Origin of the sequence: Microbacterium sp. PMB16 (assembly GCF_051294855.1) — a bacterium.
Taxonomy (GTDB): domain Bacteria; phylum Actinomycetota; class Actinomycetes; order Actinomycetales; family Microbacteriaceae; genus Microbacterium.
This window is the reverse complement of sequence record NZ_CP145908.1, coordinates 2,648,306-2,672,555: the sequence shown is the minus strand read 5'-3', so window position 1 is coordinate 2,672,555 and position 24,250 is coordinate 2,648,306. Positions and strand designations below refer to the sequence as shown.

Annotated in this window: 24 protein-coding genes and 1 tRNA gene; 7 read left to right on the top strand and 18 right to left on the bottom strand. The window is 69.9% G+C overall.

Annotation, left to right across the window (positions count from 1 at the left end):
* Window positions 1-22: 22 nt before the first annotated feature.
* Together ilvA and V5D55_RS12770 are read right to left on the bottom strand one after the other, a co-directional pair.
* Complete coding sequence (gene ilvA / locus V5D55_RS12775; protein WP_435743563.1) at window positions 23-1,252, bottom strand: threonine ammonia-lyase; 1,230 nt, start codon at window positions 1,250-1,252, stop codon at window positions 23-25.
* The gene (locus V5D55_RS12770) at window positions 1,249-2,445 is read right to left on the bottom strand and encodes an AI-2E family transporter (RefSeq protein WP_435743561.1); all 1,197 of its coding nucleotides are present in this window, start codon (window positions 2,443-2,445) and stop codon (window positions 1,249-1,251) included. Before V5D55_RS12770 ends, ilvA begins: the two co-directional genes overlap by 4 nt.
* A gap of 69 nt (window positions 2,446-2,514) precedes the next feature.
* Here V5D55_RS12770 and V5D55_RS12765 point away from each other — a divergent pair, with 69 nt between their 5' ends.
* Both V5D55_RS12765 and V5D55_RS12760 read left to right on the top strand, forming a co-directional pair.
* The gene (locus V5D55_RS12765) at window positions 2,515-3,774 is read left to right on the top strand and encodes a winged helix-turn-helix domain-containing protein (protein WP_435743559.1); all 1,260 of its coding nucleotides are present in this window, start codon (window positions 2,515-2,517) and stop codon (window positions 3,772-3,774) included.
* On the top strand, window positions 3,771-4,676 hold the full coding sequence (locus V5D55_RS12760) for a hypothetical protein (RefSeq protein WP_435743557.1): 906 nt from the start codon (window positions 3,771-3,773) through the stop codon (window positions 4,674-4,676). Before V5D55_RS12765 ends, V5D55_RS12760 begins: the two co-directional genes overlap by 4 nt.
* Before the next feature lie 24 nt (window positions 4,677-4,700).
* Here the strand turns inward: V5D55_RS12760 and V5D55_RS12755 are convergent, their stop codons facing one another.
* The 3 genes from V5D55_RS12755 to V5D55_RS12745 form a co-directional block, all read right to left on the bottom strand.
* Complete coding sequence (locus V5D55_RS12755; RefSeq protein WP_435743555.1) at window positions 4,701-5,267, bottom strand: LemA family protein; 567 nt, start codon at window positions 5,265-5,267, stop codon at window positions 4,701-4,703.
* A gap of 87 nt (window positions 5,268-5,354) precedes the next feature.
* On the bottom strand, window positions 5,355-6,668 hold the full coding sequence (locus V5D55_RS12750) for a D-arabinono-1,4-lactone oxidase (protein WP_435743553.1): 1,314 nt from the start codon (window positions 6,666-6,668) through the stop codon (window positions 5,355-5,357).
* Window positions 6,665-7,912, bottom strand: coding sequence for an alanine racemase (locus V5D55_RS12745; RefSeq protein WP_435743551.1), 1,248 nt, complete (start codon window positions 7,910-7,912; stop codon window positions 6,665-6,667). The genes V5D55_RS12750 and V5D55_RS12745 overlap by 4 nt, the downstream gene beginning before the upstream one ends.
* A gap of 87 nt (window positions 7,913-7,999) precedes the next feature.
* On the opposite strand from V5D55_RS12745, the gene V5D55_RS12740 reads away from it, so the two are divergent.
* Window positions 8,000-8,072, top strand: a tRNA-Leu gene (locus V5D55_RS12740).
* Between the two features lie 19 nt (window positions 8,073-8,091).
* Here the strand turns inward: V5D55_RS12740 and V5D55_RS12735 are convergent.
* From V5D55_RS12735 to V5D55_RS12685, 11 genes are all read right to left on the bottom strand, one after another.
* Window positions 8,092-8,742: a DedA family protein gene (locus tag V5D55_RS12735; protein WP_435743549.1), complete on the bottom strand. Its 651-nt coding sequence runs from the start codon at window positions 8,740-8,742 to the stop codon at window positions 8,092-8,094.
* A gap of 3 nt (window positions 8,743-8,745) precedes the next feature.
* On the bottom strand, window positions 8,746-9,651 hold the full coding sequence (locus V5D55_RS12730; protein WP_435743547.1) for a cation-transporting ATPase: 906 nt from the start codon (window positions 9,649-9,651) through the stop codon (window positions 8,746-8,748).
* A 298-nt stretch (window positions 9,652-9,949) separates the two neighbouring features.
* Window positions 9,950-11,530: an NAD(P)/FAD-dependent oxidoreductase gene (locus V5D55_RS12725; RefSeq protein ID WP_435743545.1), complete on the bottom strand. Its 1,581-nt coding sequence runs from the start codon at window positions 11,528-11,530 to the stop codon at window positions 9,950-9,952.
* 37 nt (window positions 11,531-11,567) lie between these two features.
* Entirely contained in the window at window positions 11,568-12,863 is a 1,296-nt protein-coding gene (locus V5D55_RS12720) for a S8 family peptidase (RefSeq protein WP_435743543.1), read from the bottom strand.
* Window positions 12,860-13,402, bottom strand: coding sequence for a DUF501 domain-containing protein (locus V5D55_RS12715; protein WP_435743541.1), 543 nt, complete (start codon window positions 13,400-13,402; stop codon window positions 12,860-12,862). Before V5D55_RS12715 ends, V5D55_RS12720 begins: the two co-directional genes overlap by 4 nt.
* 47 nt (window positions 13,403-13,449) lie before the next feature.
* Window positions 13,450-13,872: an FtsB family cell division protein gene (locus V5D55_RS12710; RefSeq protein ID WP_435743539.1), complete on the bottom strand. Its 423-nt coding sequence runs from the start codon at window positions 13,870-13,872 to the stop codon at window positions 13,450-13,452.
* Window positions 13,873-14,082: 210 nt separating this feature from the next.
* Entirely contained in the window at window positions 14,083-15,363 is a 1,281-nt protein-coding gene (gene eno, locus V5D55_RS12705) for a phosphopyruvate hydratase (protein ID WP_223626198.1), read from the bottom strand.
* A gap of 117 nt (window positions 15,364-15,480) precedes the next feature.
* A complete protein-coding gene (locus tag V5D55_RS12700; protein ID WP_435743537.1) occupies window positions 15,481-16,140 on the bottom strand; it encodes an O-methyltransferase in 660 nt (219 codons plus the stop codon).
* Window positions 16,141-16,171: 31 nt separating this feature from the next.
* Entirely contained in the window at window positions 16,172-17,125 is a 954-nt protein-coding gene (locus V5D55_RS12695; RefSeq protein WP_435743535.1) for a lysostaphin resistance A-like protein, read from the bottom strand.
* Window positions 17,122-18,147, bottom strand: a complete 1,026-nt coding sequence (locus tag V5D55_RS12690; RefSeq protein ID WP_435743533.1) for a DUF1648 domain-containing protein — start codon at window positions 18,145-18,147, stop codon at window positions 17,122-17,124. Before V5D55_RS12690 ends, V5D55_RS12695 begins: the two co-directional genes overlap by 4 nt.
* A complete protein-coding gene (locus V5D55_RS12685) occupies window positions 18,144-18,539 on the bottom strand; it encodes a GntR family transcriptional regulator (RefSeq protein ID WP_435743531.1) in 396 nt (131 codons plus the stop codon). The genes V5D55_RS12690 and V5D55_RS12685 overlap by 4 nt, the downstream gene beginning before the upstream one ends.
* 105 nt (window positions 18,540-18,644) lie before the next feature.
* Between V5D55_RS12685 and V5D55_RS12680 the strand changes: the two genes are divergently transcribed.
* The 3 genes from V5D55_RS12680 to V5D55_RS12670 are packed head-to-tail and all read left to right on the top strand — an operon-like array spanning window position 18,645 to window position 22,040.
* On the top strand, window positions 18,645-19,124 hold the full coding sequence (locus V5D55_RS12680) for a PaaI family thioesterase (RefSeq protein WP_435743529.1): 480 nt from the start codon (window positions 18,645-18,647) through the stop codon (window positions 19,122-19,124).
* A complete protein-coding gene (locus V5D55_RS12675) occupies window positions 19,121-20,806 on the top strand; it encodes a CocE/NonD family hydrolase (RefSeq protein ID WP_435743527.1) in 1,686 nt (561 codons plus the stop codon). The genes V5D55_RS12680 and V5D55_RS12675 overlap by 4 nt, the downstream gene beginning before the upstream one ends.
* Window positions 20,807-20,810: 4 nt before the next feature.
* Window positions 20,811-22,040, top strand: a complete 1,230-nt coding sequence (locus V5D55_RS12670; protein WP_435743525.1) for an APC family permease — start codon at window positions 20,811-20,813, stop codon at window positions 22,038-22,040.
* Here V5D55_RS12670 and V5D55_RS12665 read toward each other — a convergent pair.
* Window positions 21,966-22,832 (bottom strand): helix-turn-helix domain-containing protein, encoded by an 867-nt coding sequence (locus V5D55_RS12665; protein ID WP_435743523.1) that lies wholly within the window; start codon window positions 22,830-22,832, stop codon window positions 21,966-21,968. The two genes, V5D55_RS12670 and V5D55_RS12665, sit on opposite strands and share 75 nt — an antisense overlap.
* A gap of 97 nt (window positions 22,833-22,929) precedes the next feature.
* Between V5D55_RS12665 and V5D55_RS12660 the strand changes: the two genes are divergently transcribed.
* Window positions 22,930-23,457, top strand: coding sequence for a VOC family protein (locus tag V5D55_RS12660; RefSeq protein WP_435743521.1), 528 nt, complete (start codon window positions 22,930-22,932; stop codon window positions 23,455-23,457).
* Here the strand turns inward: V5D55_RS12660 and V5D55_RS12655 are convergent.
* The gene (locus tag V5D55_RS12655; protein WP_435743519.1) at window positions 23,426-24,244 is read right to left on the bottom strand and encodes an SGNH/GDSL hydrolase family protein; all 819 of its coding nucleotides are present in this window, start codon (window positions 24,242-24,244) and stop codon (window positions 23,426-23,428) included. The genes V5D55_RS12660 and V5D55_RS12655 overlap by 32 nt on opposite strands.
* Between the last annotated feature and the right edge of the window lie 6 nt (window positions 24,245-24,250).

Sequence of the window (24,250 nt, the reverse complement as noted above, 5' to 3'; positions counted from 1 at the left end):
CAGGCGCGGGATCGTCAGACGCTCAGTCGGGAACGATGATCGGGGCGAAGCCCGCGTCGCGCAGGGTATCGAGCGTGTGCTCCGAGTGCTCGGGGCCACGCGTCTCCACACTGAGCTCGAGGATCACGTCGCTGATCTGCAACCCGTGGCCGTGCCGCGTGTGCATCGCCTCGATGACGTTCGCTCCCGCTGCGGCGATGAGCTCCGACACCCGGGCGAGCTGGCCCGGGCGGTCGGGCAGCGGCACGCGGATCGTGAGGTAACGGCCGGATGCCGCGAGTCCGTGCGACACCACGCGCTGCAGCAGCAGCGGGTCGATGTTGCCGCCGGACAGCACCGCCATCGTGGTGCCCGTCGCCGACACCTTTCCCGCGAGGATCGCCGCGACCCCTGCGGCGCCCGCCGGCTCGACGACCACCTTGGCCTGCTCCAGGAGGATGAGGATCGCGCGGGCGAGGTCGTCGTCCGACACCGTGACGACCTCGTCGACGAGGTCCTTGATGATCTCGAACGGGATCGCACCGGGGCGCGCGACCAGGATGCCGTCGGCGATGGTCGGACGGGTGACGATGTCGACGGGCTCGCCGGCCGCGAGCGACGGCGGCATCGCGGCCGCGTTCTCGGCCTGGACTCCGATGACCCGGACGGTGCGGCCGAGCTGGGCCGCGCGCGCCTTGACCGCGGCGGCGACGCCCGCGATGAGGCCGCCCCCGCCGATCCCGAGCACGATGGTGTCGACCTCCGGAGCGTCGTCGAGCAGCTCCAGGCCGAGGGTCCCCTGCCCGATCACGACATCGCGATGATCGAAGGGGTGGATCAGCACCGCGCCGGTGCGCTCGGAGAACTCTGCCGCGAGGCGCAGCGAGGTGGCCACGGTCTCGCCCTCCAGCACCACCTCGGCGCCGTAGCCGCGTGTGGCCAGCAGCTTCGGCACCGGCACACCCAGCGGCATGAAGATGGTTGCGGTGATGCCGAGCGCCTGCGCGGCGAGTGCGACGCCCTGCGCGTGGTTGCCGGCGGACGCTGCCACCACGCCGCGCGAGCGCTCTTCGGCGCTCAGCCGCGAGAGGCGATACGCCGCACCGCGGATCTTGAACGATCCGGTGCGCTGCAGATTCTCCATCTTGAGCAGCACCGGGGATCCGAGCGCGTCGGAGAGCGCTCGTGAGGGAAGGGTCGGCGTATGCGAGATCACCTCAGCCAGACTCTGAGCCGCACGTTCGAACTCGGTCAGGCTGGGGACTTCGCTCATCGATTCCTCCGTCGTGCCTCGCGGGGCACAGTGCTCCAGATCAGGTCGCCACGCGGGGCGGCGCCGGTGCGCCACGACCCCGAACTCAGGGTGACCGCGGCGACGTTGACGAATGCGGCCAGGGGCACGGCGAAGAGGGCCCCGGGGATGCCGGCGATCATCGCCCCGCCGGCGACGACGAGCACGACGGCCAGCGGGTGCACCTTCACGGCCGAGCCCATCATGATCGGCTGCAGGATGTGCCCCTCGATCTGCTGGACCGCGAGCACGACGAGCAGCATGAACAGCGCGATCAGCGGCCCGTTGTAGACGAGGGCGAGGAACACGGCGACCGCGCCGGTTGCGACCGCACCGACGATCGGGATGAAAGATCCGAGGAAGACCAGCACGGCGACGGGCAGGGCGAGCGGCACCTGCAGGAGGAACGCGCCGAGGCCGATGCCGACCGCGTCGATGGTCGCGACGAAGAGCTGCGTCCGCGCGTAGTTGACGATCGTTCGCCAGCCGTTGCGAGCGGCGCCGTCGACAGCAGGACGCGCGTTGCGCGGGAACAGCTTGACCGTCCAGCGCCAGATCCCGCCGCCGTCGGCGAGCAGGCAGATGAGGCTGAACAGCGCCAGCAGTGCCCCGGTGAGCACGTGGCCCAGCGTGGTGCCGATCGCCAGCGCACCCGAGAGCAGCGCCTGCGTCTGCTCCTCGATCATCGCGAAGCCCTGATCGATGTAGTCGGCGATCTGCTTGTCGGACAGCTGCAGAGGTCCTTCGTGCAGCCAGACCTGGAAGTTGTCGAGCGCCTCAGTGGTGCTCGCCTGAACCGCGGGGAGCTCGAGCCGCACCTGCCAGACGACGAGCCAGACGAGACCTGCGACGATGGCGGTGGTGCCCAGGAGGGAGACAGCGATCGCGGCCCAGCGCGGGAACCGATGCCGCAGCATCCATTCGAACGCCGGCCACAGCAGGGCGGTGATGAGGATCGCGACCATGAGCGGGATGACCAGCAGCTTCAGCAGCATGACCAGCCAGATGAACACCCCGATCGCCGCCGCGATCAGCAGCAGACGCCAGGCGTACGCCGCGGTGATCCGCAGTCTCGGTGGCACTGCCTCGTCGGCGTCGGTCGTCACGATCCGGTCGATGGAGACCGGGCGCGGACGGAACAGATCTCGCAGCCGGGGTCGCTGATCCTCGCTCATCGCCCAAGTCTACGGTGGCCGCAGGCGGGCTCATGACGTGATGTCCGACGCCGGCGATACGCTGACGACGTGACAGACACCCTCAGCTCCGCCCAGGCTCGACGCATCGCTCTGGGCGCTCAGGGATTCAGCCGCGCACGCCCGACGTCGGTATCGCGGCGCCACCTGCACAGGGTGATGGACCGGCTCGGCGTACTCCAGATCGACTCGGTCAACGTCTTCGCGCGTTCGCACTATCTGCCGCTGTTCTCGCGGCTCGGCATATACGAGCCGGCCCTCCTCGACCGGGTGTTCCTCGCCCGCGCGACCGACTACGTGGAGTACATCGCCCACGAGGCGACGTTCATCCCGATCGAGGACTGGCCCCTGTGGCGGTTCCGCATGGACGCCTTCCGACGTCGATGGGAGGGCGAGGACTCGTGGATGAGCAGCAATGCGCGCACCGTGCAGTGGGTGCAGGACGAATTGCGCGTGCGCGGTCCGCTGCGCCCGGCCGATCTCCGCGAGGACGCGCCCCGCGAGCGCGGAACCTGGTGGGACTGGGACGAGGTCAAGCTCGCGCTGGAGCACCTCTGGCGCACGGGAGATGTCGCGGTGAGCGGTCGTCGCGGCTTCGAGCGCACGTACGCGCTCGCGGAGCACGTCATCCCCGACAGCATCCGTTCGCAGGAGATCTCGCGAGCAGATGCGATCCGCGAACTGACCCGGCGTGCCGCCCGCTCGAGCGGTGTCGCGACGCAGTCCGACCTCGCCGACTACTACCGCATCCGCGATCGCGCGCAGATCTCGCAGTCGATCGCCGATCTCGTCGACGCCGGCGAACTCGAACCCGTCCGTGTGCGCGGTTGGGACCGCGCCGGGCGCCCGCTGCCGGCGTGGCGGCATCGTGATGCGGTGCTCCCCCGCAGAATCGATGCGGCTGCGGTGCTGACGCCCTTCGACCCGGTCGTCTGGTTCCGCGATCGTGCGCTCCGTGCCTTCGAGCTCGACTACCGCATCGAGATCTACGTTCCCGCCGAGAAGCGACGGTTCGGCTACTACTCGCTGCCCGTGCTCGTCGGCGACCGCATCGTCGCCAGGGTCGACCTCAAGGCCGACCGTGCCACGTCGACCCTGCAGGTGCAGTCCGCGTGGTGGGAGCCGCAGGCGCGTGTCGAGGACGCCGAGCGGATCGCGGCCGAGCTCGCCCTCGCCGCCACATGGCAGGGCCTCGAGCACATCTCGGTCTCGGGCTGGGGCGATGCGACCGCTGCGATCCACGGTGCGTTGTCGACCACTGCGGGTTCCGTTGTGCGACGGCACGTGCACACCCGCGAGAGCACGCCATGACCCGGCGCCGATGGTGGGCGGTCGGCGGGATGGCCGGTCTGATCGTCGCCGCCGTGGCCGGCGTGTGGATCTGGCAGGCGACAACCCGCGTCCCGACGGCCGAAGAAGCGGCGTCGTCGTACGTACGTGCTCTGGAGTCCGGAAGTCCTGAAGCGGTCGAGGCGACCGGAATCGAGGTGTCGGAGACCGCGTTGGCGGCCTTCGCCGACGCGACGGGATGGATGGAAGCCGGGCAGGTCGAAGCCGTCGCCGAGAGCGAAGACGGCACCGCGACGGCCGACATCGCGTTCCGCCTCGCAGGAGAGGAGCAAACCGCGCAGATCCCGCTGTCGATCGTCGACGGCCGGTGGAGAGTGGATGCTGCCGCGCTCGGCGCGATGACGGCGACGACCACCGTCGGAAGCTTCGTCGGCATCGGCGACACGCGACTGCCCGTGGGCGAGGCAGTGCCGCTGCTCCCCGCCGAGTACGCCGTCGCCGCAACTCCCGCCGAGCTTCTCGAAGGCGAGAGCGCGCTCGTCGTGCTCCCCGGCACGAAGACCGATCTCGCGGTCGAGGTCGCGCTCCGCGACACGGCGACGGATGCTGCGCAGAAGCAGCTCGACGATCATCTCGAGGACTGCATGAAGCCCGCCGGCGAACCCGCGGCCGGTTGCGGTATCCGCATCCCCTGGGGCACGGAGTTCCGATCGGTCAGCGAGATCCGCTATCGCATCGAGCAAGCGCCCGCGATCACGCTCACGGCGACCGAGTTCTCCGCCGCCGACGGAGTGCTGGTCGCTACCGTGACCGGCACCGGTCAGGACGGCGCCGCTCGGACGGCGACCTATCGAACCGAGTCGTGGAGCATCCGGGGCGACGTCTCGTTCACCGCCGCCGACCTGGTGCTCACCCCCTGGTGAGCATGGCCGCGAAGCGGCGGCGTGTCAGAACTGGACGCGCGGCGGCTCGGAGATCGCACCGCTGTCGGCGACCTCGAAGAACTCCCGCTCGGTGAAGCCGAGACCCTTGGCGAAGAGGTTGTTCGGGAACACCTTGATCTTGGTGTTCAGCTCCCGCACTCCGCCGTTGTAGAAGCGCCTCGCGGCCTGGATCTTGTCTTCCGTGTCGACCAGCGCCTGCTGCACCTGGAGGAAGTTCTGGCTCGCCTGCAGCTGCGGATACGCCTCGGCGACCGCGAACAGGCTGCGCAGCGCCTGCTGGAGGTGCCCCTCGGCGATACCGGCTTCACCCGGGCCACCGGCCGACAGGGTCTCCGCACGCGCACGAGTCACGTTCTCGAAGACGGCCTTCTCGTGAGAGGCATACCCCTTCACCGTCTCGATGAGGTTCGGAATGAGGTCGGCTCGCCGCTTGAGCTGCACCGTGATGCCGCTCCACGCCTCGTCGACGCGAACGTTCAACTGCACCAGCGAGTTGTACGTGGCCCAGAGATAGATGCCGACGAGCAGGATCACTCCGACGACGATCAGTACTGGCACGAGCCATTCCATCAGAGGCCCACCCTTCCTCGGTTTCTCTCATCCTAGACGCGCAGTCTGCACGTGCACTGGGGACGACGCACGCGCCGTCGATCCTGATCAGTCGCCGAGGACGCGTTCGAGATAGCGATTCCCGAAGCGGCGCTCCGGATCGAGTCGATCACGGACCGCGATGAAGTCGTCGAAGCGCGGATAGCGCTCCCGCAGGGTCTCTGCGGACAGGGTGTGGAGCTTGCCCCAGTGCGGCCGCCCACCGTGCTCGAGCATGATCGGCTCGATGGCGGCGAAATACTCCGTCGGGTCGACGCGCCAGTAGCGGTGCACCGCGATGTAGGCGCTCGCACGGCCATGGGCAGTGGACAGCCAGCGATCGTCCTCCGCTGCGAAACGCACCTCGACCGGGAACTCGATCCGCCACCCGCGCTGCGTGATGAGGGCGCGCACCGCTTCGAAGGCCGGCACCACGTTCTCTGCGGGGAGTGCGTACTCCATCTCGCGGAACCGGACGGTGCGGCTCTGCGTGAGCACACGATGCGACAGATCGGTGTACTCGCGGTCTCCGGTGAGCTTCACCGCGAGCCTGCTGAACGGCGGCGTGATCACGGGGAGCACGCGGCCCGCCGCGCACACGGCCCGATACACCCCGTTGGAGAGCAGCGTCTCGTCGACCCACTTCCCCACCGCGGGGAGCGGCTTGCGCACAGCGGATTCGGGCAGGCGCGCCTGCCGTTTCGTGAGCGCGACGTCGGTGTGCGGAAACCAGTAGAACTCGAAGTGATCGGATGCCGCGACGCGATCGTCGATCGTCGCGAGCACGTCGTCCAGCGGAACCGGTTCGTCGATCGCGTGCATCACGAAGGAGGGCACGCATTGCAGCGTGACCTCGACGATGATGCCCAGTGCGCCGAGACCAAGCGCGGCCGCCGGGAGCAGCTCGCTGTTCTGCTCCTCGTCGATACGGAGGAACTCGCCCGCCGCCGTGACCATCATGATGCCGACCACCTGGGCGGCCAGGCCGCAGAATCCGCCGCCCGTGCCGTGCGTGCCGGTCGAGATGGCGCCCGAGATCGACTGGCGATCGATGTCGCCGAGGTTCTGCATCGCGAGCCCGAAGGGGGCCAGGAGCGCGGGGATGCGGTGCAGCCGGGTGCCGGCGAGGAGCGTGACCCGCCCGCTGGCGGCATCCGCCGAGACCAGCCCCTGCATGTCATCGAGTTCCAGCAGAACGCCGGGCGCGACCGCGATGCCGGTGAAGCTGTGCCCTGCGCCGACAGCCTTCACGGTGAGGCCGTGGTTCACGGCAGCGACGACAGCCCGCTGCACGCCCTCTGGGCTGCGCGGGCGCTCCACACGCACGGGACGCACCTGAGCCGTGCGCCCCCAGTTCTGCCAGGTGCCGCCGATTCTCGTCACAGGAACGCCTTTCCCTCACCGCGGTAGGTGGGAAGCTCGTCGATGACCTCGTCGCCGGAGACCAGATGGTAACGCTCGATGCGCTCGGCCGGTTCACCGCTCTTGGCGTGCCGGAACCAGACGCGGTCTCCGACACCCAGGCGCCTGGCGGCCGGGCCCTGCAGCGGGGTCTGCACCTCGCCCGCGGCTTCGCGGGAGAGAGTGTGCAGGCCTTCGGGCCACACCGGCTTCGGCTGACGCGAGGCGACCGCGGGGCCGGACGCGATCCAGCCGCCGCCGAGCACCGTCGCGATGTCGGCAGCGGGGCGCCGCACCACGTCGAAGGCGAAGGCGGATGCCGGGGCGGGCTGGAACGACCGATACCCGTCGAAGAGGTGCCCGCCGAGGAGCCCGCTCCCGGCACTCGCCTCGGTGAGCGACTCGTCGCTGCCGGTGAACTCGAGCGATCCGGTACCGCCGCCGTTGAGGAACTCCATCGGAGCGACTGCCGAGACGGCCTCGACGATCGCGGCCCTCCGCTCACGCAGTTCATTGCGGGATCGGGCTTGGACGAGGCGGATCACTGGGGCGTCCGGGCCGGCGTCGTCGCCCTGCCCGGCGATCTGCGCGTCGTACATCTGGAGTCCCACGAGCCGGAATCCCGGGCGGGCGACGACCTTCCTGGCGAAGGCGGCGACCTCGCCGGCGGTGAACAGCGCGGAGCGTCGCACGCCGATGTGTCCGAGGACCGACGACTTCCAGGAGGCGTCGACATCGATCGCGACGCGGATCTCGGGACGCGCTCCCGGTGCGGCGACACTGTCGATCAGATCGAGATGCGCGAGATCGTCGACCATGAGCGTGATCCGCTGCGCCGCCTGCTCGTCGGCGAACAGCTGCTCGAGGCTCGCCCGATCGACGGTCGGATAGGCGAGCACGATGTCATCGTGCTCCTCGGCGAGCCACAGGGCTTCGGGCAGCGTGAAGGCGAGGATGCCGCGGAAGCCCGGGAGCTTCAGCACTGCGTCGAGCACCGCCCGCACGCGCACCGACTTCGAAGCGACGCGGATCGGAAGGCCGCCGGACCGGACCAGGAGATCCATCGCGTTGTAGCGCAGGGCCTCCCGATCGATCACGGCGACGGGCGCGGAGAGGTGCCCTGTCGCCGCAGAGAGGCGTGGCCAGTAGCGACCGGGATCCTGCCACTCGGGGGCAACCGCGGGGGCACCCTCGAGGGGGCTCATTTCATCGGTGAGGTCGAGCACTCCCCCACCCTATGGCTTCGACGTACTCCGGTTCACCCCCTGCGGTACTCCGTCGCAAGAGTCAGGCCTCGCTAGGCTGAGCGTGAGGCCCCCGTAGCCCAATGGCAGAGGCAGGCGACTTAAAATCGCTTCAGTCTGGGTTCGAGTCCCAGCGGGGGCACCGTCGCAGCCGGGGCCCGTCAGTCTTCGCGCGGGCGAAGCGCCCTCGCCTCGCGGACTCGCCGCATCACGAGGACCGCGACCGCGATCACGATGGCCGCGTACACCACGTAGTCGATATAGCCGAGATACTGCTCGAGCCGCTCATGCTGAGTCCCGAGAGCGGCGCCGACGCCGATGAGCAGGGCGTTCCATGCCCCGCTGCCGACGAGTGTGTAGATGCTGAATCGCACGAGGTTCATCCGCGCAGCGCCGGCCGGGATCGAGATGAGGCTGCGGACACCGGGGACCATCCGCCCGACCAGCACCGTCCATGCCCCGCTGCGCGCGAACCACTCAGCGCCTCGCTCCAGGTCGGACCGGCTCACCAGCTTGGTCGCGGCGAGGAGGCGGACGGCGCGGTCCATGCCTATCGCTGCTCCCAGACCGTAGAGCAGCAGTGCGCCGGTCAACGATGCCAGGGTGCTCCAGAAGATGAGCCATCCGAGATGGAGGTCGCCGCTCTGGCTGAGGTAGCCCGCGAACGGGAGGATCACCTCGCTCGGGATCGGCGGAACCAGCACCTCGATGAACACCAGCACGCCGACGCCGATATCGCCGAGCGAGGTGAGGACATCCGCCGCGAAGCCGGTGAGTCCGGTGAAGCCGTGATCGGCGGTCGCAAGGGTCATCGGTCACCGTCCGAAGAGGTCGCCGATCCCCGGCAGACCGAGGTCGCCGAGCTTCTCGCCCCACCCGGTGGCATTCTCACCGAGTCCTGATACGGCCTCTCCGGCGGAACCGAGTATGTCCTCCGCACCGCCCGTCAGCCCTTCGACATCGACCCCCGAGGCGAGCGACTCGAGATCGACGCCCTCGGCCAACGCAGTGAAGTCGACGCCGAGTCCGGCAGCCTGCTCCAGAAGCGGAGCGGCGACGGTACTGAGCACCGCTCCGCCGGCCACCGCGCCGAGCACACCGAGCGCGGCCCCTCCTGCCATGACCGCTGCACCTCCTGCTCCGCCGGCGCCTGCCCCGCGCACGCGGGAGAGCAGCCCCCGCATCCGGCCGGGACGCATGGCCTCCGCACGCCCGGCCGCACGGCCGAGGTCATCGGGAGACGACGAGCGCGGCCGCTCTCCCGGCGCGAGCTCGTGGCGCATGCGCTCCTCGACGAGCGACCGCTGATGCGGAGTCAGTCGCGCGAACGCGTCGCGGTGGATCTGCTCGACCTGCGCGGGCTCCGCCGTCTGGAGCAGGTAGTCGTAGCGGGCGATTGCAGTGCGATCCGCGTCGCTTCCGGCGCGGGTCCGACCCGCGCCGGGTGTCGAGCGGACACGCGGCGCGGCCCCGCCGGCGGCTGCGGGCGGCGGCGCGTACGGATCGGCGGATGCCGGAGCAGATGACCGCCCTTCGGCCTGCTGGCGACCAGCCGGTGCCGCCGGATCAGCGGGCCCGCGAACGGCGTCGACGGCCCCGCGAAGCATGCCACCCCAGTCCGTCGATCGGGAGTCGTTCGTGTGCTGTCCACCGCGCGAGGAATTGCCGTTCTTCTCGATCGCGTCGGTCGCCATGCCGATCAGGCGGGAGAGCTTACCCATGGGGGTCCCTTTCGTGGAGCGCGCTGGCTACCGCGATTCCACGACGTCGGACGACGGCAGGGGTCACAGGGCAGCCCGCACAGCGGGTGCCAAGGTCTCCTCCGCCCTCGCGGGCCGACGGGCCGGGACACGATTTCATGTCCGTATTGACGACACCGCCGCAGACGGGAGTACTCCCCTTGCGTCTTCGACACTATCGAGCGGAGCTATGCGCCACCTCCACGGCGACGATCGGCCAGGGAGAAACGAACGGCCCTCCCGGATGGGGAGGGCCGTTCGGACGTGCGAAACCGAGGGACTACTTGGCGGAAACCTTCTCCGCGAGTTCCTCGGCGACGTTCTCATCCGTCACCGGCTTCTTCGCGGGAGTGCGCTTCGCGGCAGGAGCCTTCGCAGCCGCGGCCTTCTTGGCCGGAGCCTTCTTCGCCGCGGGTGCCGCCTTCTCCGCCGACGCATTGTCCACGACAGCGGCGGTGGTCGTGGCAGCATCCGATGACGGAGAGCCGGGCACGGCCGGAGCGGCAGCAGCGGCCGGAGCAGCAGCGGCAGCCGGAGCAGCCGCACGCGGGCGAGCCGCGAACTCCTCGAAGACGTAGCGCGGGTTCTGCACCGTCTCGAGGTTCACGAGGTCGCGGCCGAGCCACAGGTTGTTCCACCAGCCCCAGACCACGCGGAACTTGCGCTCCCACGTCGGCATCGCGAGACCGTGGTAGCCGCGGTGAGCGACCCACGCGACGAAGCCCTTGAGAGCGATCTTGCCGGACTGGAAGACGCCGTTGTACAGACCGAGACCGGCCACGGCGCCCAGGTTCTTGTGGAAGTACTCCTTCGGGTTCTCGCCGCGGAGCACGGCCACGATGTTCTTCGCGAGCAGCTTCGCCTGGCGGACGGCGTGCTGGGCGTTCGGCACGCAGAAGCCGCCGACACCGCCGCCGGAGAGGTCGGGAACCGCGGAGACGTCACCGGCAGCCCAGGCGCCTTCGACGAAGGCCTCGGGGGTACCGACGCGCAGGTCGGCGCGGGTCTGGATACGACCGCGCTCCTCGACGGGCAGGTCGCCGCCGCGCACGACGGTCGGGTTCGCCATGACACCGGCGGTCCACACGATCAGGTCGGTCGGGATGACCTCGCCGGTCGAGAGCTCGACGTTGCCGTCGACCGCGCTGGTGAGCTGCGTGTCGAGGTGCACGTTGGCACCGCGCTTCGCGAGATCCTTGAGCACCCACTCGCTGGTCTTCAGCGAGACCTCGGGCATGATGCGGCCCATTGCCTCGATGAGGTGGAAGTGCGTGTCTTCGAAGCGCAGCTGCGGGTACTTCGACACCAGCGAGGATGCCAGCGAGCGCAGCTCGGCGAACACCTCGATGCCGGCGAAACCGCCACCGACGACGACGACTGTCAGCAGACGGTCGCGCGCGGGGCCGGCAGGCAGAGACGCCGCCTTGTCGAAGTTCGACATGACGCGGTCACGGATCGCGACGGCCTCTTCGATGGTCTTGAGGCCGATCGCGTTGTCGGCGATGCCGGGGATCGGGAAGGTGCGCGAGACGGCGCCCGCGGTCACGACGATCTGGTCGTACTCGAACTCGTACGGCTCGCCCATCGGCGGCGTGATCGTGGCGGTCTTCTGCGCGTGGTTGATGTTGGTCACCTTGGCGGTGAGCACGTTCGTGCGCTTGAGGTGTCGACGGTGCGCGACGACGGAGTGACGCGCCTCGATGGAGCCCGCAGCGACCTCCGGGAGGAACGGCTGGTACGTCATGTACGGCAGCGGGTCGACCATGGTGACATCGGCCTCGCCCTTGCGCAGGTGCTTCTCGAGCTTCCACGCGCTGTAGAAACCCGCGTAGCCTCCACCGACGATCAGAATCTTGGGCACAGTGCTGTTCTGAGGCACAGGGGAAAACTCCTTGGAGTCAGGGACGTGGCGTACGAGAAACGCGCGCCGATCGGATGCGCCGGGCAGCTGCGGTGACGCCAAGCGCTACCAGGATACCAGGGACTGTGAGAGCTACGAGCGGCAGGGTACCGTAGCGCAGCGATTCAGCGCTGGGAAGCAGCGGTGAACCCGCTTCGGTGGGCGCGTCGGCAGCGGGCAGCGGCGGCACCTCGATCGGCGCCACCGTCTGCTCGGGCTGGGGTGCGGTCTCCGCGCGCCGGTAGTAGTGCACCCATTCGGCGAGATCTCCCATCGGATTCTTCTCCACGGGCGCGATGTCGGCGGAGATCGCCGCGGCGGCATCCACGAGTCCGTATCCGTAGAGCGGATCCTGCGGCTTCTTCGCGCCCTCGACCGGGATGGCGGTCTTGATGATGCGATTGATCACGTCGATCGCCTTGATGTCGGGGTGCGCTGCCCTGATCAGCGCGGCAATGCCCGACACGATCGGAGCCGCGCCACTCGTGCCGCGCCACGGGACGACCTTGCCGTCGGCGGAGACTCCGAGGAGCCCTTCGCTGGGAGCCGAGATGCCGATCGTGATCCCCTGCGTCGACGCCTCGACGCTCGCTGTTCCGGTCTGGTCCACGCCGCCCACGGTCAGCACGCCAGGGATCGTCGCCGGAGCGCCGATGATGCTCGTCCCGCTCCCCCGGTTCCCGGCCGCGACGACCACGACGACGTCGTGCTCGAAGGCATAGAGGAACGCGTCGTCCCAGCTCTCGTCCCAGTCGAGTGTGTTGGTCGTGAACGAGAGGTTGATGACGTCTGCGCCGTTGTCGACGGCCCAGTGCATGCCCTTCGCGACCTGCTCCGTGAACGGCACGGCTGCCGCTGCGCCGAAGCCCACCGAGATCGAGAGGAGGTTCGCCTCGGGGGCCACTCCGATCATCCCGGTGCCGTCGGCCGCACCGCGACCCGCGGCGAGCGACGCCACCCAGGATCCGTGGTTGCCGTCGACCGCTCCGAGCGGCGTGCGCCCGTCAGGCGTGCCGGTGCCCGAGACGTCGGTGCCGCCGACGACGGCATCCCCGAATGTCTCCGGCACCTTGCCGATGCCGGTGTCGATCACCGCGATCGTGACGCCCTTCCCCCGGGTCGTCTGCCATGCCTCGCGGATCCGCGCGCCGTCGAGCCAGTACTCCGATGCGCGCACCGGGTCGGCCGGGTCGTCGGGGATCGGCGGAGGAGTCGCCGTGGCTCCGGTGAGCAGCACGGACACCGCCACCACCACGAGGGCGACGACGCCGCGCAGCGTCCGAGGAGAACTCATGCCGTGGATGTCGCCTCTGCGCGCATCGCGGCTCCCGGAGCCTCGCACCGGCACACGGCGGGAGACCAGGAAGAGCGTTCGAGGGCGGCATCACCGATGGGGTTCACGCCCGGACCCGCGGCGAGAGCGTGGCCGGCGAGGGCATGCAGGCACTTCACGCGCGTCGGCATCCCGCCGGCGGAGATGCCGTCGATCTCGGGCACGTCGCCGAACTGGCCGCGATCCGACAGGTACGCCTGGTGGGCCGCGAGGTATGCCGCCGCGACCGCGTCGTCGCCACCGAGGAGTGCGGCGAGCTCCGGCATCACCTGAGTCGCCTCGAGCGTCGACATCGCCGCCGTCGCCGCCGGGTGCGTCAGGTAGTAGAAGGTCGGGAACGGCGTGCCGTCGGGCAGCCGCGGCGTCGTCGCGACGACCGTCGGGTTGCCGCACGCGCATCGTGCCGCGATGCCGACCACCCCGCGCGCAGGGCGACCGAGCTGGGCCGATACGACGGCGAGCTCGGCGGGCGTGGGGGCAGGAAACGGCGGCGTGGTCACCCCACCAGCGTAGGGGAGCCGCCAGGGAGGATGCTCGGAGCGAAGGCTCAGGGAACGATCGCCGCGGTGTCGCTCAGGCCGGACGAGACGAGGGTGCGCAGCAGCTGCGGCATCCAGTCGGCGGGCTTCTCCTCGAGCGTGTCGCTGACAGGGGTCTGTTCTCGCGGGAGCTGAGAGGGGTCGAGGTCGTTGTCGATCAGGTACACGACCTCGCCCGGCTTGACGTAGTACAGCCGCTCTCGCGCCTGCGTGGTGATGTAGGCGGGGTCGCTCCAGCGCTCGCGCTCCGCGATGAGGTCGGCGATCTCCCCCTCGCTCACCTTCACCGACGCCTCGAGCGCGGCGATCTTCTGCCGCTGGTCGATGAAGGTGCCGAGGGTCGGCACCAGCACCCAGGCGCCCAGCACCACGAGTGACAGCATGATGACGGAGAAGGCGGACAGGCGGATGCCGGCGGCCCATTCCCTCACGTCGACACGAGGCGTGGTCCCCCGCGCGGCGTTCCGAGGCGCGATCGCGCCGGACGCGGCTGCCGTCTTCGCCGCGGCGCGCTTCTTCTTCGCCGACCTGGGCTGTGCCGCGGGTGTCGGCTGAGACGCCGAAGGAGGAGCCGGTCGTCGTACCACGGCTCCTCCTTCGTTCCGCCGTCTTGCCGGCGGTCTCGTCTAACTCAGCTGCACTCAGGCCTGCGAGCGCGGGAAGGCCGAACGACCGGCGAACACCGCGGCATCGCCCAGCTCTTCCTCGATGCGCAGAAGCTGATTGTACTTCGCGACGCGCTCGCTGCGAGCAGGCGCACCCGCCTTGATCTGACCCGCGTTGGTCGCGACGGCCAGGTCGGCGATCGTGGTGTCCTCGGTCTCGCCGGAGCGGTGCGAGAGCATCGCCGTGTAGCCCGAACGCTGCGCCAGGCTGACCGCGTCGAACGTCTCGGTGAGCGTGCCGATCTGGTTGACCTTCACCAGCAGCGAGTTCGCGACGCCGCGCTTGATGCCCTCGGCCAGACGCTCGGGGTTCGTGACGAAGAGGTCGTCGCCGACCAGCTGGACCTTGGAGCCCAGAACGTCGGTGAGGTGCTTCCAGTTGTCCCAGTCATCCTCGGCGAGGGCGTCTTCGATCGTGACGATCGGGAAGTCGTTGACCAGGCCGACGTAGTACTCGGTCAGCGCTGCCGCGTCCCAGTCCTTGTTGTCGAGGCGGTAGACGCCGTCCTTGAAGAACTCGGTCGCAGCGACGTCGAGGCCCAGAGCGATGTCGGTACCCGGCGTGAAGCCGGCCTTCTCGATCGCCTTCACCAGGAAGTCGAGACCCTCGCGGTTGCTGGGCAGGTCGGGGGCGAAGCCGCCCTCGTCGCCGAGGCCCGTCGCGTAGCCGGCGGCCTTCAGCTCGGCACGCAGCACGTGGTATGTCTCGACGCCCCAGCGGAGCGCCTCGGAGTACGTCTCGGCGCCGATCGGCGCGAGGAAGAACTCCTGCATGTCGATGCCGTTGTCGGCGTGCTCGCCACCGTTGATGACGTTGAACAGCGGAACGGGCAGCACGTGCGCGTTCGGGCCGCCGAGGTAGCGGAACAGCGGCAGGTCTGCCGAGTCGGCTGCGGCCTTGGCGACCGCGAGGCTCACGCCGAGGATCGCGTTGGCGCCGACGCGCTTCTTGTTCTCGGTGCCGTCGACCTCGTTGAGGATCTCGTCGACGATGCGCTGCTCGCTGGCTTCGACGCCTTCGAGAGCCGGTCCGAGCTCGTCGATGATCGCATCGACGGCCTTGAGCACGCCCTTGCCGCCGTAACGGCTCTTGTCGCCGTCACGCAGTTCGTACGCCTCGAAGGCACCGGTGGATGCACCGGAGGGGACGGCGGCCCGCTGGACGATGCCATCGTCGAGGAGCACCTCCACCTCGACGGTCGGGTTTCCGCGCGAGTCGAGAATCTCGCGTGCGCCTACAGCCTCGATCAGTGCCACTGATGTGCTCCTTGCTCAGAGAAAAGGTTGTGTGGAGCGTCGTCGGTCCGCGCTCAGTCTAGTCCCGCCCTCCGATGGCGCCGGAGACCGCTCGGGCGGGGTCGATGGAGTCCGGTGTCACACGACGACTGCGAGCGCGACGCCGTCCCAGCCCTTCGCACCGACCGTCTGCAGCGCCGTGGCATCGAAGCGGGGGTCTTCGCCCAGCATCCTCAGCCCGTCTCGCGTGCCGATCACCTTCGGGTCGGTCGAGTCGTCGCGGACGATCTCGCCCTCGCGACCGATGTTGTCGAGCACGATCACGGTGCCGGGGTGGCCGAGCTTGGCCGCCCAGTCGAGGTACACGGTGTTGGACTCCTTGTCGGCGTCGATGAAGACCAGATCGAAACCGCCCACCAGCGTGGGCAGGACATCCGCACCTCGGCCGATGCGGATGTCGACGCGCTCCCCCACACCCGCGGCATCGATGCTCGCGCGGGCGACGGCGGCGTTGGCCGCCTCCGCCTCGATCGTGACGACGCGTCCCTCATCTCCGACCGCGCGCGCCATCCAGATCGTGGAGTATCCCCCGAGCGTGCCGATCTCGAGGACCCGGCGCGCACCGCTGATGCGGATCAGGAGGTCGAGGAGCTTGCCCGCGACCGGCGCCACCTCGATCTCCGGCATGCCGGCCCGGCGCTGCGCGGTGAGTGCGGCCTCGAGGTCTGCGTCGGGTCCGACGAGGGTGTCGACGAGGAAGGTGTCGGTCTGGGACCAGGCTGCGGGGGTGGATTCCATGACCTCAGCCAACCCTCGGGCCGGCAGGGCGTCAAGAGCGCGGCTGCGAGAGGAGTCTTCCCGGCGCATCGGCCAGCTCGGGTTGGCGCCGGAACTGTCCGGTGAGCACGAGCACGGCGACCACGATGGCGAGCACGATCCAGGCGGCGACGCCGAGGGGCCCGGCGAGCCCCAGGTCGGGCTGGGCGGCAGCGAAGAGGAGGACGAGGCCGGCCGAGGCATTCAGCGACCCGTGGGCGATCACCGCGGGCCAGACCGATGCCGAACGGAGCCGCAGCCACCCGAGCACAACGCCCCAGGCGATGCATCCGCCGATCATGAACAGCACGCCGGTGATGTCGGTGCGTCCGAAGTTGTACCCGAGCAGGATGACCGGACTGTGCCAGAAGCCCCAGATCGCACCACTGATGAGGAGCGCCGGCCACGTGCCGAGGGGGCGCAACGCAGGGAGAAGCCAGCCGCGCCACCCGATCTCCTCACCGAACGCGGGTACCGCGTTCAGGAGCGCGGCAGCCGGGATCAACGCGATCTGCGCGAACACGACGACGCCGACCGGAGGCATCGGGGTCCCCGGCGGAAGAACGCTTTCGATCTGCGCGGAGAAGGCCGCGAAGGTGAGATCGAGCTGCACGAATCCGAGCGCGGCGGCCGTGACGATGCTCAGGGCGACCAGCAGTGGCGGCATCAGCCAGGCGACGACCATCAGCCAGACCACGCGCTTCGCCGGTCGCAGCGGCCAGAGACCGAGGAACCGTGCGCGTTCGCCGCGAGCCGGGACGCGCATCACGACGGTGACGATGAGCACGGCGACCGCGGGCGTGAACATCATGACCGGCAGCAGCACGCCGGAGATCGGTTCGGCGAGTCCGTCGCCGAGCCAGAGCGGCAGAGCGACCAGCCAGGCGAGGCCGCAGGCGGCAACCGCGAAGACGATGACGGCGAGCCAGGGAACGCGTCGTGTCGTCGGGAAGGTGATGCCGTTCACGAGGTCGCCTTTCCATGGTCGGCATAGGCCTGCAGGAGCGCGGCTGCCTCTTCCGCCCCATCGATCGTGACGATGAACGTTCGACCATCCCGGCGGGAGATCTCGACGGCCGAACCACGGCGCATCACGATGCCTGAGCGACCGTTCACCCCGACGCGCCATCCCCAACCGCCGAACTCGCCGAAGGGCGAGATGTCGACCGCTCTCGCCGACTCGATCTCATCGAGCGGGATCGAGACGCGCGGCCACCCCAGCAGCGCACGGGCGGCGAAGCCCTCGGGGGTCACCCGCACCCGGAAGGTGGTCGTCGCCGCCATCGCGAACGCGACGACCACCACCACGACGGCGACGACCCATCCGCCCTGCACCCCCGTGCCGAGCATGAAGGCGGCGAGCGCGACGAGCCCGAGCAGCAGCACGAGCATGGCTGCGACGGCCGCACGGGGCATCGCGGTCGTGGCCAGCCAGACGACCCGCTCCCCTTCGGCGACGTGCACCGCGTGGCGGGGCTCGAGCGTGCGTCCGGGCTCAGGGCTGACCGGGGGCTGCACGGCCCAGGCGACCAGTCCGACGACCAGGAGGGCGCTGAAGGACAGCGCGACCACGCCTCCGACGCCCGGGACTTCGGTGGGATCGGCGAGGCCCCGCTGGATCGCGAGCGCGCCGAGACTCAGCGTGGCCGTGAGCGCGGCGAGCCCGGCGGCCATAGCACCCATGAGTCGCGCGGCACCTCCCCAGTGGGCGCCGACGGCCGCGAGCGTCACGACCGCCAGGAACACGGGGATTCCCAGTCCCACGCCGAGCAGGATCCAGATGTAGGTGGATGCCGGTCCGAACGCGTCGGCGCCGTCGATCCCCCAGTGCGTGGCGACCGGGTTCTGGAAGGACGGCAGCCAGGTCAGGGTGAGGATGACCCCGATGGTCGAGATCACGAGCGGAACGACCAGCGCCACCACGAAGAAGGTCAGCCGCGCTCGGCGAAGAAGCGGCGGGGGCGTGCGGGTCAGGTCGTGAGTGGTCATGACGGCTCCTCCTCGGGGGTGGCGGGGTTCGTGTCGGATCCGAGATCGCGGTGGGCGTGCACGATGCCCGCGAGCGTCTCGGCGGAGACGCCGAGGCTGCCCGCGCGACGTACGAGCGCATCGATCTCCTGCGCGAGTTCGGCGAGCGGCGCCGCGGACGCCGCGATCACCGCTCCCCTGCCGCGGCGGAGGTCGATGAGTCCCTCGTCGCGCAGCCGCTGGTACGCGTGCAGAACGGTGTGCTGGTTGATGTCGAGAGCCTCGGCGACGTCACGCGCCGCGGGGAGGCGATCGCCGGGCACGAGGGTTCCGGTGAGGATGTCGGAGCGGATGGACGCCGCCACCTGGTCGTACAGCGGCCGCGAGCTGTCGGCGTCGACTCTGATCAGCATTCGGACCCCTCCTTCGAATCTCTACTTATTCTAATTGAACTATAACAACTGTATCAACCCTCCATCGAGCTTTGTGTCGAACGAGGTTTCCGCGACACTGGCGCCATGCGCATCACTCCCCGCCGCCTCGCGATCGGCATGAGCCTCTGGATCCCCAACCTGTTCAGCGGCATCCGCATCCGCCGTTTCAGCGACGACTGGACCCATGCGACCGTCGAACTGCACGTCAACGTCTTCACCCGCAACTACGTCAAGACGGCGTTCGGCGGGTCGATGTCCGCGATGACAGACCCGTACTTCTTCATGCTCGTGATGCATCAGCTGGGTCGCGATCATGTCGTGTGGGACACCCGCGGAGAGATCGAGTTCGTCAAGCCCGGCCGTGGCGTCCTGACCGCGGAGTTCGAGGTGTCGAAGGAGAAGGCCGCCGAGATCCGCGAGCGCGCCCGTGGCGGTGTCAAGGTGCTCGAGTGGTTCGAGACCGTGATCACCGACCGCGACGGCGACGTGGTCGCGAAGGTCCGACGTGAGGTGTACATCCGCGAGAAGAAACGCGTCACGGCCGGAGTGGAGGGCGTGCGATGACCGATGCTCCCCGCCTCGGCTTCGCGGCGCGCCGCGAGTACCGGCGCCTCTCCCGAGCCGCTGACATGCCCCCGCGAACTCACCGGGCCGTCACACGCACGAGCGACATCCCGGTGCTCGCAGACGACGGCACCGCGCTCCTCACCGACCACTGGCATGCGGAAGGTGCCGGCGGGCACACCGTGCTGATCCGCACCCCGTACGGGCGCGACGGCATCGGCGGAGTGGCACTCTTCCTCGCCGAGCGCGGGCACCACGTGGTGGTGCAGAGCTGCCGGGGCACATTCGGCTCCGGCGGAGCCTTCGACCCGCTGCACGACGAGGTGGCTGACGGGCAGGCGACCATGCGGTGGCTGCGGTCGCAGTCCTGGGCGACCGGCCGCGTGCACTCCTGGGGCGGAAGCTACTTCGGCGTGACCCAGTGGGCCTACTGCGACGGTGACGAGCGTCCGGACGCGCTGGGCATCGCGATCTCGGCGCGGCGCTTCGACGACGCGATCCTCTACCCCGGCGGCGGATTCTCGATCGACACGCCCCTCACCTGGGCGTACGCACTCGACATCCAGGAGCGGTCGCTGGCATCCAAAGCCTGGGCGCTGCTGCGCGCCCGACGGGGATTCCGGCGCGGCGCACTCGCCGTCCCTCCCGCGGACGCGGTGCGGGTGGCACGCGGCGCAGACCCGCAGTTCTTCCGGGACTGGGTCGAGCACAGCGATCGGGGCGACCCGTGGTGGGAGCCGATGCACTTTGCACAGGACATCGACACCATCCCGCCGGCGACCCTGGTGGCGGGCTGGCAGGACCTGTTCCTGGTCGGGCAGCTCGCGGACTACGCCGCACTCCGCGACGCCGAGCGTCCTGTGCGCCTCATCGTCGGCGACTGGGTGCACGGCGCCCCGGAGATCACCGTCATCGGAGTCCGCGAGGTCCTGCAGTCCTTCTCAGGGACCGTGCCGGTGGAGGGCGTGCGCCTCGAGGTGACCGGAGGCGGCGGATGGCGCGACTTCGAGAGCTGGCCCCCGCCGCAGGCAGCGATCACCGCCGAGCTCACCGCCGACGGCCGACTCGATCGCCGGGGTGCCGAGACCCGCGCCGCCGAACTGACGTACCGGTATGACCCGGCGGATCCGACGCCGGATGCGGGCGGCCGAACCCTGAACCCGTTCTCCGCAGGGCGCCGTGAGCAGCGCAGCCGCGAACGCCGAGACGACGTGCTCGTGTTCACCGGAGATCCCCTGACGGAGGAGCTCGTCGTCATCGGAACTCCCGAGATCGCGCTGTCGTTCGTGTCGTCGAATCCGCGGGGCGACCTGTTCGTGCGCCTCTGCGAAGTGGATGCCAAGGGCGTGTCGCGGGCACTCGCCGACGGCTATCGACGGCTCTCCCCCGGCGCGCAGACCGACGCCGCGGGAAGGGTCCGGCTGGAGCTGGCTCCGCTCGCCCACCGCTTCGCCGCCGGTTCGCGCCTGCGTGTGCAGGTGTCGTCCGGCGCGCACCCCCTGCATCAGCGCAACTCCGGAACGGACGACCCGGTGCGCGATCACTCGCGCCTGATCCCCAGCGAACAGACCGTGCGGCTGGGAGGCTCGACACCGGCGACGCTGACGCTGCCCGCATGGGCGGCTGCCGCCGCGCCTGCCGGCACCCAGTCACTCACCGTTCACCGCGACATGCCACGATGACGGGATGCCCCTCGCCCGTCGCCTGACACTCGCGGATGCCGTCGCGATCGGCCTCGGGTCGATGATCGGCGCCGGCGTCTTCGCGGTCTGGGCACCGGCGCTCGGAGCCGCCGGGAGCGGCATCCTCCTCGCGCTCGCGATCGCCGCTGTCGTCGCCTACTGCAATGCCACGGCCTCGGCACAGTTGGCCGCCGCTCATCCCGTCGCCGGCGGGACCTACGCGTACGCCCGCGCCGAGATCGGCCCGTGGTGGGGGTTCGTCGCGGGGTGGAGTTTCGTGATCGGGAAGATCGCGAGCTGCGCCGCCATGGCGATGACCTTCGCCGCCTACGCGGCGCCGGCGGGGTGGGAGGTGCCGGTCGCGGTGGCCGCGGTGGCAGCCCTCGCCGCGGTCAACTGCTTCGGCGTCACTCGCACCGCCCTCCTGACGCGGATTCTCGTGGTCTGCTCGCTGCTCGGACTCGCCGTGGTGGTCGCGGTCGGGCTCGGATCAGCATCCGCCGCGTCTCCCGCACCGCTGCCGGATACCACGGCGTACGGCGTGCTGCAGGGCGCCGGGCTGCTGTTCTTCGCGTTCGCGGGATATGCGCGCATCGCGACCATGGGCGAGGAGGTCATCGACCCCGCCCGCACGATTCCCCGCGCTATCGTGCTCGCGCTCTGCGGCGCCGTCCTCGTCTACGCGCTGGTCGGTCTCGCGGTCGTTCTCGTACTCGGCGCCGACGCGGTCCGTTCGCCGGCACCCCTGGCCGACCTCGTCGTCGCGTCCGGATGGCCGGCGCTGGCGCCGGTCGTGCAGATCGCCGCGTCGGCCGCGTCCCTCGGCGCACTGCTGGCCCTGTTGACCGGGATCGGCCGCACGACTCTGGCGATGGCGCGCGAGGGCGATATCCCCCGGTTCCTTGCGAAGCTCGACCGGCGCCACCAGGTGCCGCAGCGTGCGGAGATCGCCATCTCGCTCATCGTTGTCGCGATCGTGCTGATCGCCGACCTCCGCGACGCCATCGGCTTCTCGTCGTTCGGCGTCCTGCTCTACTACCTCATCGCGAACGCGGCGGCGTTCCGCCAGACCGGCCCGGCGCGACGGTACCCCCGCGCACTGCAGGTGCTCGGCGCAGTCGGCTGCCTGGTTCTCGTGAGCACGCTCCCGGTGATCGCCTCACTCGTCGGCGCGGCCGCCGTGATCGTCGGCGTCGGATACCGGATGCTGCGCCTCCGCCTCGCGCGCCGCTGACGCCGCCGGAGGTTCGGAGCCCGTCTCCGAGCGGTACGTGCGCGGAGCGATTCCGAGCACCGCACGGAAGTCGCGAGTCAGATGCGCGTGGTCGGAGTAGCCGAGCTCGGCCGCGATGGTGGCAAGGTCGCTGTCGGGCTGGTCGCGGACCAAGTGCGCGGCCTCCTGCAGACGCCGCCGCCGGATCATCGCGGCCGGCGACAGCCCGACGTGACGGTGCGTCAGCCGCTGGAGCGTGCGCACGGACACCGCCAGTCGGGTCGCCGCTTCCTCAGGGGTCAGCGCGGCGCGCTCCCCCATCAAGACCTCATCCGCCGCGTTGGCCAGCCGCGCCGCATCCTCGGTCGGGCCCACCCGCTCTTGCAGCCAGCGTCCGAACACGTCGACCGCCCGTTCACGGTGACCGTTCCCGGACGCCATCGCCACGGTGACGGCCTCGGCGAGCTCGGGCGCATCCACATCGATCTCCGAGTCGACCAGCGACGCCGGTTCGTCGATGAGCGCCGCGACGGCGGCCGGTCGCAGCAGGGCGCCGACGGCCCACCCCTGTCCGCGCAGGTCGCGATGGAAAGCGCGGGTCGTCGCACCCGACAGCGACACCGCACCCTGTTCGACCACCAGATTGAGGGCCGGGTACGAGACGACGTCCTGGCGGGAGGAGCGTCCCGGCTCGATGTCCCACTCGGGGATCCAGAACCATGCGACGAGCTCTGCCGCCTCGGCCGGTGCCGGCAGCCGATGGAATTGCGGCAGGCGGGCGGGATACAGCACGCCGCGGGTCGGGTTCACCATGGGCTCAGCGTAGGCGCCGGTACGGACGTCGCGTCGCGGACGGAAACTGGCGCGGATCTTCAAGCCTCCGGCATCCGCCCCGACCTACCGTGAAGACATGACCGATGAGACCACCACCCCAGGCGTGACCGGAACCTACACGACCGACGGGCGCCCGAACAGCGCGACCTCGCTCACTCCGTTCCTGGCGATCCCCGGCGCGAAGCAGGCGATCGAGTTCTACCGCGACGTCTTCGGGGCGCGAGTCGTCGACGTCACCGAGTTCGGCGGCGTCGTCGCGCACGCCGATCTCGACTTCGGAGTCGGCCTCCTCCAGCTCGGTGAGCCGAGTCAGGACTACCACCTCGTCGCCTCGCCCGCGGGAGACGACGACTGCTACTCGATGGGTCTCTACGTCTCCGACGTCGACACCGTGGTCGAGAAGGCCGTCGCCGCCGGAGCGACCGTACGCGAGGCGCCTGCGCCGTTCGTCTCGGGCGACCGGTTCGCCAGCATCCGCGACCCGTTCGGCGTGCGCTGGTCGGTGATGGCGCGGGTCGAGGACATCTCCGAGGAGGAGAGCAGCCGCCGGGTCGCCGAATGGGCCGAGTCGTTCAGCTCCGCGCCGGCCGACGACGCGAGCTGAGAGCGGTCTCGGCCGCTCGGCACACCGCCGGGAGCAGCGCCTCGGCGGTACGCCGGTAGCCGAGGGCACTCGGATGGAAGCGGTCGAGGCTGAACATCGCCTCGGGCTCGTCGAAGAACATCGGGCCGACCGCGCGTCGCAGATCGACGGGTTCGGCTCCCGCGTGCCGCGCGGTCTCCGCCTGGATGTCGGCGAGCCGGCGCGACATGCTCGACGCGAGCCGGCGAAGCGGTTGCGGCACCGGGCGCAGGGCGCCGAGATCGGGGCAGGTGCCGACGACCACCTCGGCACCTCCCTCCCGCAGGCGTCGGATCGCCTCGTGCAGGTGCTGGGCGGAGAGCGACACCGGCAGCCGATGGGTCACATCGTTGCCGCCCACGACGATCACCGCGACGTGCGGGCGATAGCCATCCGGCAGAGCGTCGAGTTGGGCGGGCAGGTCGGGCGACTCCGAGCCGACGATCGCCGCGGTGTGCAGACGCACGGGTCGTCGCATCCGCCGAGCCGTACCCTTCGCGAGGCGCCCGCCGAGGGTCTCTTTGCGCCGTTCAGCACCGAGCCCCGCCGCGATCGAGTCGCCGAGGACCAGCAGGTCGAGCGGTTCGCCACCGAGGGACGACCGCCACACGCGATCGGCATCCAGGGAATCCTCGCCGAGCGGCTTGCCGATGCGCTCCCTGGCCACGGCGGCCTGCCGGGTCAGGACGAGGCGGATGCCGGCGAGCAGGGTGATCACGACGAGACCGGCGGCGAGACCTCCGACGAACAGGACACGGATGCGGCTCACACCGCG

What these genes read in the sequence shown, in the direction of transcription:
- ilvA (WP_435743563.1), bottom strand. Translation starts at nt 1,252, where the DNA reads ATGAGCGAAGTCCCCAGCCTGACCGAGTTCGAACGTGCGGCTCAGAGT.
- V5D55_RS12770 (WP_435743561.1), bottom strand. Translation starts at nt 2,445, where the DNA reads ATGAGCGAGGATCAGCGACCCCGGCTGCGAGATCTGTTCCGTCCGCGC.
- V5D55_RS12760 (WP_435743557.1), top strand. Translation starts at nt 3,771, where the DNA reads ATGACCCGGCGCCGATGGTGGGCGGTCGGCGGGATGGCCGGTCTGATC.
- V5D55_RS12755 (WP_435743555.1), bottom strand. Translation starts at nt 5,267, where the DNA reads ATGGAATGGCTCGTGCCAGTACTGATCGTCGTCGGAGTGATCCTGCTC.
- V5D55_RS12735 (WP_435743549.1), bottom strand. Translation starts at nt 8,742, where the DNA reads ATGACCCTTGCGACCGCCGATCACGGCTTCACCGGACTCACCGGCTTC.
- V5D55_RS12730 (WP_435743547.1), bottom strand. Translation starts at nt 9,651, where the DNA reads ATGGGTAAGCTCTCCCGCCTGATCGGCATGGCGACCGACGCGATCGAG.
- V5D55_RS12720 (WP_435743543.1), bottom strand. Translation starts at nt 12,863, where the DNA reads ATGAGTTCTCCTCGGACGCTGCGCGGCGTCGTCGCCCTCGTGGTGGTG.
- V5D55_RS12700 (WP_435743537.1), bottom strand. Translation starts at nt 16,140, where the DNA reads ATGGAATCCACCCCCGCAGCCTGGTCCCAGACCGACACCTTCCTCGTC.
- V5D55_RS12690 (WP_435743533.1), bottom strand. Translation starts at nt 18,147, where the DNA reads ATGACCACTCACGACCTGACCCGCACGCCCCCGCCGCTTCTTCGCCGA.
- V5D55_RS12685 (WP_435743531.1), bottom strand. Translation starts at nt 18,539, where the DNA reads ATGCTGATCAGAGTCGACGCCGACAGCTCGCGGCCGCTGTACGACCAG.
- V5D55_RS12680 (WP_435743529.1), top strand. Translation starts at nt 18,645, where the DNA reads ATGCGCATCACTCCCCGCCGCCTCGCGATCGGCATGAGCCTCTGGATC.
- V5D55_RS12675 (WP_435743527.1), top strand. Translation starts at nt 19,121, where the DNA reads ATGACCGATGCTCCCCGCCTCGGCTTCGCGGCGCGCCGCGAGTACCGG.
- V5D55_RS12670 (WP_435743525.1), top strand. Translation starts at nt 20,811, where the DNA reads ATGCCCCTCGCCCGTCGCCTGACACTCGCGGATGCCGTCGCGATCGGC.
- V5D55_RS12665 (WP_435743523.1), bottom strand. Translation starts at nt 22,832, where the DNA reads ATGGTGAACCCGACCCGCGGCGTGCTGTATCCCGCCCGCCTGCCGCAA.
- V5D55_RS12660 (WP_435743521.1), top strand. Translation starts at nt 22,930, where the DNA reads ATGACCGATGAGACCACCACCCCAGGCGTGACCGGAACCTACACGACC.